This window comes from Dietzia sp. UBA5065 (genome assembly GCA_002415925.1).
Classification (GTDB): domain Bacteria; phylum Actinomycetota; class Actinomycetes; order Mycobacteriales; family Mycobacteriaceae; genus Dietzia.
The window spans coordinates 1-9,146 of record DIAZ01000128.1 but is presented as its reverse complement, the minus strand read 5'-3'; the positions used below and the strand labels follow the sequence as shown (position 1 = coordinate 9,146).

At 68.4% G+C, this 9,146-nt stretch carries 13 protein-coding genes; all 13 read right to left on the bottom strand.

Annotated features, from left to right (window positions below; all coding sequences use genetic code 11):
* Nucleotides 1-114: 114 nt before the first annotated feature.
* Nucleotides 115-723, bottom strand: a complete 609-nt coding sequence (rplQ, locus tag B4M60_RS10095) for a 50S ribosomal protein L17 (RefSeq protein ID WP_291083118.1) — start codon at nucleotides 721-723, stop codon at nucleotides 115-117.
* A gap of 34 nt (nucleotides 724-757) precedes the next feature.
* Nucleotides 758-1,792: a DNA-directed RNA polymerase subunit alpha gene (locus B4M60_RS10090; RefSeq protein ID WP_291083115.1), complete on the bottom strand. Its 1,035-nt coding sequence runs from the start codon at nucleotides 1,790-1,792 to the stop codon at nucleotides 758-760.
* 106 nt (nucleotides 1,793-1,898) lie between these two features.
* Nucleotides 1,899-2,504 carry a 30S ribosomal protein S4 gene (gene rpsD / locus B4M60_RS10085; RefSeq protein WP_291083112.1) on the bottom strand — a complete coding sequence of 202 codons (606 nt, stop codon included), beginning with the start codon at nucleotides 2,502-2,504 and terminating at the stop codon, nucleotides 1,899-1,901.
* A 22-nt stretch (nucleotides 2,505-2,526) separates the two neighbouring features.
* Entirely contained in the window at nucleotides 2,527-2,934 is a 408-nt protein-coding gene (rpsK, locus tag B4M60_RS10080; protein WP_291083109.1) for a 30S ribosomal protein S11, read from the bottom strand.
* Nucleotides 2,934-3,302 carry a 30S ribosomal protein S13 gene (gene rpsM / locus B4M60_RS10075; protein ID WP_291083121.1) on the bottom strand — a complete coding sequence of 123 codons (369 nt, stop codon included), beginning with the start codon at nucleotides 3,300-3,302 and terminating at the stop codon, nucleotides 2,934-2,936. The genes rpsK and rpsM overlap by 1 nt, the downstream gene beginning before the upstream one ends.
* Nucleotides 3,303-3,467: 165 nt before the next feature.
* Entirely contained in the window at nucleotides 3,468-3,689 is a 222-nt protein-coding gene (infA, locus tag B4M60_RS10070) for a translation initiation factor IF-1 (protein ID WP_291083106.1), read from the bottom strand.
* A 116-nt stretch (nucleotides 3,690-3,805) separates the two neighbouring features.
* Nucleotides 3,806-5,080: a lipase family protein gene (locus tag B4M60_RS10065; RefSeq protein WP_291083103.1), complete on the bottom strand. Its 1,275-nt coding sequence runs from the start codon at nucleotides 5,078-5,080 to the stop codon at nucleotides 3,806-3,808.
* Nucleotides 5,081-5,173: 93 nt separating this feature from the next.
* Entirely contained in the window at nucleotides 5,174-5,980 is an 807-nt protein-coding gene (gene map, locus B4M60_RS10060) for a type I methionyl aminopeptidase (RefSeq protein ID WP_291083100.1), read from the bottom strand.
* 8 nt (nucleotides 5,981-5,988) lie between these two features.
* Nucleotides 5,989-6,534, bottom strand: coding sequence for an adenylate kinase (locus B4M60_RS10055; RefSeq protein WP_291083096.1), 546 nt, complete (start codon nucleotides 6,532-6,534; stop codon nucleotides 5,989-5,991).
* A 48-nt stretch (nucleotides 6,535-6,582) separates the two neighbouring features.
* Nucleotides 6,583-7,905, bottom strand: coding sequence for a preprotein translocase subunit SecY (gene secY, locus B4M60_RS10050; protein WP_291083093.1), 1,323 nt, complete (start codon nucleotides 7,903-7,905; stop codon nucleotides 6,583-6,585).
* 205 nt (nucleotides 7,906-8,110) lie between these two features.
* On the bottom strand, nucleotides 8,111-8,560 hold the full coding sequence (rplO, locus tag B4M60_RS10045; RefSeq protein WP_291083090.1) for a 50S ribosomal protein L15: 450 nt from the start codon (nucleotides 8,558-8,560) through the stop codon (nucleotides 8,111-8,113).
* Nucleotides 8,561-8,562: 2 nt separating this feature from the next.
* Nucleotides 8,563-8,745 (bottom strand): 50S ribosomal protein L30, encoded by a 183-nt coding sequence (rpmD, locus tag B4M60_RS10040; protein WP_291083088.1) that lies wholly within the window; start codon nucleotides 8,743-8,745, stop codon nucleotides 8,563-8,565.
* 2 nt (nucleotides 8,746-8,747) lie between these two features.
* On the bottom strand, nucleotides 8,748-9,146 hold a 399-nt coding region (locus tag B4M60_RS10035; protein ID WP_291083084.1), incomplete at its 5' end, for a 30S ribosomal protein S5.

The window sequence follows — 9,146 nt, the reverse complement described above, 5'->3', positions numbered from 1 at the left end:
GTGGCCGGGGTGCTCTGACCGCCCCCCGGGTTCCAGCGGCCGTGTCCGCCGACGACGAGGGCCCCGCCGCCGCGTGATGCGGTGGCGGGGCCCTGCACGGGGATCCGGAGGGGATCAGGCCTTGTCGGCGTCCGTGTCCTCGGCCTGCGTGTCCTCGGCCTGCGTGGCGTCGGCGTGCGTGGCGTCCTCGGAGACCGCCTCGGCGGTCTCGGCGGCCGCCTCGACCTCGGCGTCGTCCGCGGCCTCGACCTGATCGGCGATCGGGCTGTTGGCCTCGGCCTCGGCCGTCACGTCGTCGGTCGACTCGGCGGCCGCCTTCTTGGAGGCCGCGGCGCGGGTGGCGCGCGAGGCCTCGGCGGAGGCGAGCTGCTCGGTGACGAGCGCGATCATCGCCATGGGCGCGTTGTCGCCCTTGCGGTTCTCGAGCTTGACGATCCGGGTGTAACCACCGTCGCGGTCGGCGACCCGGGGGCCGATCTCCGCGAACAGCTTGTGCAGGACGTCCTTGTCGCGGATCTGCTTGGCGGCTTCACGACGGTCGGCCAGCGTGCCGCGACGCGCCTTGGTGATGAGCCGCTCCGCGTACGGGCGCAGCAGCTTCGCCTTGGTCTCCGTCGTGCGGATCGCATCGTGCTCGAACAGCTGGGTCGCCAGGTTCGAGAGGATGAGCCGCTGGTGGGCGGCGGATCCGCCGAGGCGGGCGCCCTTCTTGGGCTTGGGCATCAGATTCTCCTAGGAATGGTGTGCTGAGCGCTCGTCAGAGCTGCTCGGTCTCGGCGTAATCCTCGCCGCCCTCGTCGGTCCACGTGCCGGTCTCGGCGTCGTAGCCGGCGACCGAGGCGGGATCGAATCCGGGGGGCGCGTCCTTGAGCGACAGGCCGAGCTCGACGAGCTTGACCTTCACCTCGTCGATCGACTTCTGACCGAAGTTGCGGATGTCGAGCAGGTCCGACTCGCTGCGCGCCACGAGCTCGCCCACGGTGTGGACGCCCTCGCGCTTGAGGCAGTTGTAGGACCGGACCGACAGGTCCAGGTCGTCGATCGGCATACCGTAGGCGGCGATGTGATCGGCCTCGGCCGGGCTGGGCCCGATCTCAATGCCCTCCGCCTCGTCGTTCAGCTCCCGTGCCAGACCGAAGAGCTCGACCAGGGTCTTACCCGCGGACGCGAGCGCGTCGCGGGCGGTCATCGAGTTCTTGGTCTCGACGTCCAGGACCAGGCGGTCGAAGTCGGTGCGCTGGTGCACGCGGGTCGCCTCGACCTTGTAGGTCACCTTGAGGACGGGCGAGTAGATCGAATCGACCGGGATGCGGCCGATCTCATGCCCGGCGTCCTTGTTGAGCCCGGCGGGGACGTAGCCCCGGCCGCGCTCGACGACCAGCTCGATCTCCAGACGGCCCTTCTCGTTGAGAGTGGCGATGTGCAGGTCCGGGTTGTGCACCTCGACGCCCGCGGGCGGGACGATGTCACCAGCGGTGACGACGCCCGGGCCCTGCTTCTTGAGGTACATGGTGACCGGCTCGTCCTCGACGGACGAGACGACCAGGCCCTTGAGGTTGAGGATGATGTCGGTGACATCCTCCTTGATACCCGGCACGGTGGTGAACTCGTGCAGGACACCCTCGATCCGGATGCTGGTCACGGCCGCGCCCGGGATGGACGACAGCAGCGTGCGCCGCAGCGAGTTGCCGATGGTGTAGCCGAAGCCCGGCTCGAGGGGCTCGAGCACGAACCGCGAGCGGTTCTCGGACACGACCTCCTCGGTGAGGGTGGGCCGCTGGGAGATGAGCATGTGCTACCTCTTTCGATTCTCGACGTCCGCTATTTGACGTCGTGGGAACCCACCGTCGCCGGGTGGGCCGCGATGTGCGGCCCACCCGGCGACGAGGGAGGACGGATCACTTCGAGTAGAACTCGACGATCAACTGCTCCTGGAGCGGCACATCGATCTGGGCGCGCTCGGGAAGCTGGTGGACGAGGATGCGGAGGGTCGTGGGGACGACCTGCAGCCACGCCGGGACGGGACGCTCGCCGACGGACATGGCGGCGATCTCGAACCAGTCCATCTTGGTGGACTTGGGACGGACGTCCACGATGTCGTACTGCGAGACGCGGTAGCTCGGGATGGTCACCTTCTGGTCGTTGACCCGGAAGTGGCCGTGGCTCACGAGCTGACGGGCCTGACGACGCGTCTGCGCGAGTCCCGCGCGGTAGACGACGTTGTCGAGCCGCGACTCCAGGATCTGCAGCAGGTTCTCGCCGGTCTTACCGGTGCGGCGGTGGGCCTCCTGGTAGTAGCGACGGAACTGCTTCTCCATGACGCCGTAGGTGAAGCGGGCCTTCTGCTTCTCCTGCAGCTGCGTGCGGTACTCGGACTCCTTGATCCGCGCGCGGCCGTGGTGACCGGGCGGGAAGGGCCGACGCTCGAATGCGGTGTCCCCACCCACGAGGTCCACGCCCAGGCGGCGGGACTTGCGGGTGGCGGGGCCGGTGTAACGTGCCATGATTCTCTACGTTCCTTCCGGCTCAGACTCGACGCCGCTTGGGCGGACGACAGCCGTTGTGGGGCTGGGGGGTGACATCGGAGATCGTGCCCACCTCGAGGCCGGCGGCCTGGAGCGAGCGGATCGCGGTCTCACGGCCCGAGCCGGGTCCCTTGACAAACACGTCGACCTTCTTGACGCCGTGCTCCTGCGCCTTGCGGGCCGCGTTCTCGGCGGCGAGCTGGGCGGCGAAGGGCGTCGACTTGCGCGAGCCCTTGAAGCCGACGTGACCGGAGGACGCCCAGGCGAGGACGGCACCGGAGGGATCGGTGATCGAGACGATGGTGTTGTTGAACGTGCTCTTGATGTGCGCGTGGCCGTGAGCGACGTTCTTCTTCTCCCTGCGACGACCCGTCTTCTTGGGGCCCGCAGCGCGTGACTTGGGGGGCATTACTTCTTCTTTCCGGCGACGGTCTTCTTCGGGCCCTTGCGGGAGCGGGCATTGGTCTTGGTCCGCTGACCGCGGACGGGGAGACCCCGGCGGTGGCGGATGCCCTGGTAGCTGCCGATCTCGATCTTCCGGCGGATATCGCCCTGGATCTCGCGGCGGAGGTCACCCTCCACCTTGTAGTTGCCCTCGATGTCGTCACGAAGGACGGTCAGCTGCTCGTCGGTGAGATCCTTGGTCCGCAGATCCCGGCTGATGCCGGTCCGCTCGAGGATCTCGACGGCCCGTGTACGACCGATGCCGAAAATGTAGGTGAGCGCGATCTCCATGCGCTTGTCGCGTGGGAGATCAACGCCGGCAAGACGTGCCATGTGGCGTTTCTCTTTCGTCATGCGGTAGGTCTGCTCCCCGACCGTCCCCGATCCGGATGGTCATCTCACGATGAGCAGCCGTCCGGGGCCCTGGCCTCCGCGTCCAGGGGTACGAACCCGCTCCGCCTTGCGGCGGGAGCGCTTGGTCCGGGGAGTTGAACGTCGTTACTTGTACCGGTAGACGATCCGACCACGGGTGAGGTCGTAGGGCGAGAGCTCCACGACCACGCGGTCCTCGGGCAGGATGCGGATGTAGTGCTGCCGCATCTTCCCGCTGATGTGAGCCAGGACCTTGTGCCCGTTGTCGAGTTCGACGCGGAACATTGCGTTGGGCAGGGGCTCGACAATGCGGCCCTCGACCTCGATGGCTCCGTCTTTCTTTGCCATGCTGCTTACGGTCCTCCACGATTCCCCGGGTGACGTCTACCGGATTGTGGTGCGCTGGTGGGCACACCGACGTATAAGCCTACGTCAGGTGCGGACCGAGCGCCAATCGCCGCGGATCACACGTAGCAGGCGCGGCCCGCGGGAAGTCCGTCGAATCGCTGCTGGAGCCAGTTCATGGCGGCCGGCAACTTCTCGACCGCCCCCAGCAGGTGTTCGGGGGCCAGTCCCGGCTCCCACGTGATCGGCGCGCCCTCCCGGCAGTACCGCTCGGCGGTGTCCTCCGCGTCCCAGAACGGCACGAGCGGGTCCGTGACGGAATGCCACATGAACACCGGTACGCGGGGCACGTCCGGCGACAGTCGCACGCTGTTGTCCGCAAAGGCCCGCATCAGACCCTCCTCCGCCATGAGGTCTCCGCCCCGGAGGACCATCGGCACCGACCTCAGCGCGCCGGCGACGAGCAGGGTCGCCGTGCACCTGCCGCGCATCTGGTGGAACAGCGACCACCCCTCGGGCGTGAGCTTCTCCTCGAGCCGGATGTCCTCCGGATACTCCCGGGCCATGCCGACCGCGGCGGCGAACGCCAGGCCGAACGCCGGGTGCGGGGTGTTGCCGATCATCCGGGCCATGGTCGTCATGTCCGTCGGGACGCCGCCCTGCGCGACGCCCACCAGGTCGACGTCCGGCGCGTAGTCGTCGTGCATCGTCGCCACCCACGCGCTGGCGATCCCGCCGCCGGAGTACCCGAGCGCCGCGAACCTGCTGCCCCGGGACTCGAACCGCGGGTCGTCGCGCACCGCCCTCATGCCGTCCAACACGATCCGGGCGGAGAGCCGGCCCCCGGGGTAGGCGACCTTCGGTCCGAGGTGGTCCGGGATGATCACCGTCCAGCCCCGGTCGAGCTGCGGGCGGAGGAAGGCCATCGCGTTGTCCTGCACGGTCTCGAGCGTCGGGTTGACGAGCGTCTCCGTGGGCGCGCAGCTCTGGCCGAGCGCGTTCAGGTAGTGCTGGTAGCTGAGCACAGGCCCGTCGGGGCGGGCGCCGGGCGGCCGGACCACGGTCGCCGTGGCGAGGATCGGCCGGTCGCCGGTGTCGGTGGACCGGTACGCGATCTCGGTGACGCGATATCCCGCGAACGCCGGCATCCCCACGACCCTGGAGTTGATCACCCGGCCGTTCGCCGCGCCGGCCAGCACCTCCGGGTCCGCGTGATAGAACGGCCCGGGCTGCGGATCCTCCATGATCGAACCCCCGGCGTCGCCCGCCAGCGACTGCGCTCCGGCCTGGGGCACGGTGCTCGAGAGCGAGGCGATCACCACGAGGAGCGCCGCACACAGGGCGGCCCACCGCCGCGCGGAGACGACCCGCTCGCCGACCGTGTTTCGGGACATGCGCATCTCCCGGACCTCCCCGCAATCTCGACCTGGCGACGACCCTAACCCGGGGAGCGCTCCCTCAGGTCCCGCTTCCGGCGGGGATGAGGGTCAGGCGACCCCGGGACGCGGGGTGAGGATGCGCGGCCCGTCCGCCGTGACGGCCACCGTGTGCTCCCAGTGCGAGGCGGGCGATCCGTCGATCGTGACGACCGTCCACTCGTCGGAGAGCGTCCGGGTCCCGGTCTCCCCGCCCAACACCAACATGGGTTCCACCGCGAGCACCGATCCCTCCTGGAGCCTCGGCCCCTTTCCCGGCTTCCCCTCGTTCGCCAGGAAGGGCCACTCGTGCATCTCGCGGCCGATCCCGTGGCCCCCGAAGCCGTCGACGATCCCCAGCCGCACGCCGTGACGCTCCTCGGCCGACCTGGTGGCGGTCTCGAGAGCATGGGAGACGTCGGTCAGGCGGTTCCCGGGCCGCATCGCGAGGATCCCCTCCGCGAGCACCTCGCGGGTCGCCTCGTTGAGCTTCTCGACCTCCGTCGGCAGCGCGCCCACCCCGAACGTCCAGGCCGAGTCGCCGTGCCACCCGTCGAGAATCGCCCCGCAGTCCACCGACACCAGGTCCCCCTCCCCCAGCACGGTGGAGCGCCCGGGGATGCCGTGCACCACGACCTCGTTGACGGAGGAGCAGATGGATCCCGGGAAGCCCTCGTAGCCCTTGAACGAGGGCACCGCGCCCGCCTCGCGGATCAGCTGCTCGACGAGCTCGTCCAGGTCCGCCGTGGTCGCTCCCGGCACCGCGGCGTCGCGGACGGCGACCAGAGCCCGGCCGACGATCCGTCCCGCCGCCTCCATGGCATCGAGCTCGCCGGCGGTGCGGGCGGTGACCGCCGCCTTCCGTGACCTGCCCAACACGACGGGCGTCAGCGACCGAGCGCGGCGAGCGCCCGTGCGTTGATCTCGTCGACCTCGCCCACCGCGTCGATCGTCGTGACCGTGCCGCCGTAGTACTCGAGCAGCGGGGCGGTCTCGGAGCGGTACACCGACATCCGGTTACGGATCACGTCCTCCGTGTCGTCTTCCCTGCCCCGGGCCAGCATCCGCTTGACCACGGTGTCCTCGTCGATCCTGAACTCGAGGACCCCGTCGAGCGAGGACCCGGAGTCCGCGAGCATGCCCTTCAGCGCGTCCGCCTGCGCGACGCTGCGGGGATACCCGTCGAGCAGGAATCCCTCCGTGGCGTCGGGCTCGGCGATGCGCGCCTCGACCATCCGGTTGGTCACCTCCGCGGGCACCAGGTTGCCGGCGTCGATGTAGCCCTTGGCTTCCTTGCCCAGATCGGTGCCCTGGGAGATGTTCGCCCGGAAGAGATCACCGGTGGAGATGTGGGGAACGCCCAGCTTCTCCGACAACAGGGCCGCCTGGGTTCCCTTGCCGGCTCCGGGGGGGCCGAGGAGGACGAGACGCATGGTGGGGACCAGCCTTTCTACTGTTGGAGGTGCTCTGGATTGCAGCGCCTACTTGAGGAAGCCCTCGTAGTTGCGCTGCATCAGCTGTGCCTCGATCTGCTTCACGGTGTCGAGGCCCACGGACACCATGATGAGCACGGCGGTGCCGCCGAACGGCATGTTCTGCATATCGCCACCCCCGCTGCCCATGTCGAGGAAGACGTTCGGGAGTACCGCGATGAGCCCGAGGTACAGGGAGCCGAACAACAGGATCCGGTTGAGGACGTAACCGAGGTACTCCGCGGTCGGGCGCCCCGGGCGGATGCCCGGGATGAAGCCGCCGTACTTCTTCATGTTCTCGGCCTGCTCCATCGGATCGAACTGGATGGCCACGTAGAAGTAGGCGAAGAAGATGATCAACGCGAAGTACAGGAGGATGTAACCCCAGCTCGACGGGTTCTGCAGGTACTGCATGACGTACCGCTGCCAGAAGCCGTCGCTCGCGGCCTCGGGGCCCTGGATCAGCTGGGTGATGAGGATCGGCACGTACATCAGCGACGAGGCGAAGATCACCGGGATGACCCCGGCCTGGTTGACCTTGAGAGGCAGGTAGGTGGACGTGCCGCCGTACTGGCGACGCCCGACCATGCGCTTGGCGTACTGCACAGGGATCCGCCGCTGTCCCTGTTCGACAAAGACCACGGCCACCACGATGAGGACCACCGCGAGCATGACCGCGGCGAACTTCAGCATCGAGGAGTTCTGGTAGATGTTCACGCCCTCGGCGGGGAGCCGCGAGGCGATACCCGCAAAGATCAGCAGCGACATGCCGTTGCCGACGCCGCGATCGGTGATCAGCTCACCGAACCACATGACCAGCGCGGCGCCCGCGGTCATGACGGTCACGATGGTGATGAGGGTCAGGATGTCGCCGTCCATCAGGACGGACTGCCCGTTTCCGAGCAACTGCCCGCGGTCGGCCAGGGCGACGATGCCCGCGGACTGCAGCACGGCCAACGCGATGGTGAGATACCGCGTGTACTGCGTCATCTTGGCCTGCCCCGACTGCCCCTCCTTCTTCAACTGCTCGAAGTAGGGGATCACCACGGTGAGGAGCTGAACGATGATGCTCGCCGTGATGTACGGCATGATGCCGATCGCGAACACCGACAACTGCAGGAGCGCGCCGCCCGAGAACAGGTTGACCAGGGAGTACAACTGCGCGTTGTCGCCGGTCATCGCCGTGTCGAGAAGACCCCGGAGCTTGGGGTAGTCGACACCGGGCGACGGGATCTGCGCGCCGATGCGGTAGAGGATGATGATCCCGAGGGTGAAGAAGATCTTCTTCCTCAGGTCCCGGTCCTTGATCGCGGACGCGAGTGCGGAGAGCACATGTCCTCCTGGTCATGGACGGCCCGTGGCCGCCACCGTCGTCGAATGCAGATGCGCCGGGAGGGTCGGACCGACGACAGCCGTGCCGGACCCCGAACGCACAACAGGAAAAACTCTATCAAGACGAGCGCAGGGGCCGGGTCCGAGACTCCCGGACCCGACCCCTGCACCCGTTACGCGGACCCCGACCGGGGTCGCTCGGGGATCAGGCCCCGGCCTCCGACACGCTTCCGCCGGCGGCCTCGATCTTGCTCTTGGCCGATCCGGAGACCTTGTCGACGGTCACGCTGACGGCCACGGAGATCTCCCCGTCGCCCAGCACCTTGACCGGCTGATTCTTGCGAACCGCACCCACGGCGACGAGCTCGGCCTTGCCGACCTCGCCGCCCTGCGGGAACAGCCGCTCGATGTCGGCCACATTGACGACCTGGAAGACGACCTTGTTGCGGTTCTTGAAGCCCTTGAGCTTCGGAAGCCGCATGTGGATCGGCATCTGGCCACCCTCGAACGCCGCGGGGACGTTCTTGCGTGCCTTTGTACCCTTGGTGCCGCGGCCGGCGGTCTTGCCCCTCTTACCACCCTCACCACGACCCACGCGGATCTTGTCGGTGTGGGCACCGGGCGCCGGGCGCAGGTGGTGCAACTTGATGGTCATGCTCACTCCGTCTCTTCGACCACGACGAGGTGGTTCACGACGTTGATGAGACCCCGGGTCTGCGGGCTGTCCTCACGGACGACCGACTTCCGGATGCCCTTGAGTCCCAGCGTGCGCAGGGAGTCCTTCTGGTTCTGCTTGGTCCCGACGGTGCCACGGACCTGGGTGATCTTCAGCTTCGCCATGGTCAGGCCCCCTGTCCGGCACGCGCGCGGAGCATGCCCGCGGGCGCGACGTCCTCGATGGGCAGGCCACGGCGGGCCGCGACCTCCTCGGGGCGGTGCAGACCCTTGAGCGCGGTCACCGTGGCGTGGACGACGTTGATCGCGTTGTCCGAACCCAGCGACTTGCACAGGATGTCGTGCACGCCCGCGCACTCGAGCACGGCACGAGCCGCGCCGCCGGCGATCACGCCGGTGCCCGGCGAGGCCGGGCGCAGCATGACGACGCCCGCAGCGGCCTCACCCTGGATCGGGTGCGGGATGGTGGAGCCGATGAGCGGGACTCGGAAGAAGTTCTTCCGGGCCTCCTCCGACCCCTTCTGGATGGCCGCCGGCACCTCCTTGGCCTTGCCGTAGCCGACGCC

Excerpts from the sequence above, each read along its gene's own strand:
- rplQ (WP_291083118.1), bottom strand. The coding sequence starts at position 723 with ATGCCCAAGCCCAAGAAGGGCGCCCGCCTCGGCGGATCCGCCGCCCAC.
- B4M60_RS10090 (WP_291083115.1), bottom strand. The coding sequence starts at position 1,792 with ATGCTCATCTCCCAGCGGCCCACCCTCACCGAGGAGGTCGTGTCCGAG.
- rpsD (WP_291083112.1), bottom strand. The coding sequence starts at position 2,504 with ATGGCACGTTACACCGGCCCCGCCACCCGCAAGTCCCGCCGCCTGGGC.
- rpsK (WP_291083109.1), bottom strand. The coding sequence starts at position 2,934 with ATGCCCCCCAAGTCACGCGCTGCGGGCCCCAAGAAGACGGGTCGTCGC.
- rpsM (WP_291083121.1), bottom strand. The coding sequence starts at position 3,302 with ATGGCACGTCTTGCCGGCGTTGATCTCCCACGCGACAAGCGCATGGAG.
- infA (WP_291083106.1), bottom strand. The coding sequence starts at position 3,689 with ATGGCAAAGAAAGACGGAGCCATCGAGGTCGAGGGCCGCATTGTCGAG.
- B4M60_RS10065 (WP_291083103.1), bottom strand. The coding sequence starts at position 5,080 with ATGTCCCGAAACACGGTCGGCGAGCGGGTCGTCTCCGCGCGGCGGTGG.
- B4M60_RS10055 (WP_291083096.1), bottom strand. The coding sequence starts at position 6,534 with ATGCGTCTCGTCCTCCTCGGCCCCCCCGGAGCCGGCAAGGGAACCCAG.
- rplO (WP_291083090.1), bottom strand. The coding sequence starts at position 8,560 with ATGACCATCAAGTTGCACCACCTGCGCCCGGCGCCCGGTGCCCACACC.
- rpmD (WP_291083088.1), bottom strand. The coding sequence starts at position 8,745 with ATGGCGAAGCTGAAGATCACCCAGGTCCGTGGCACCGTCGGGACCAAG.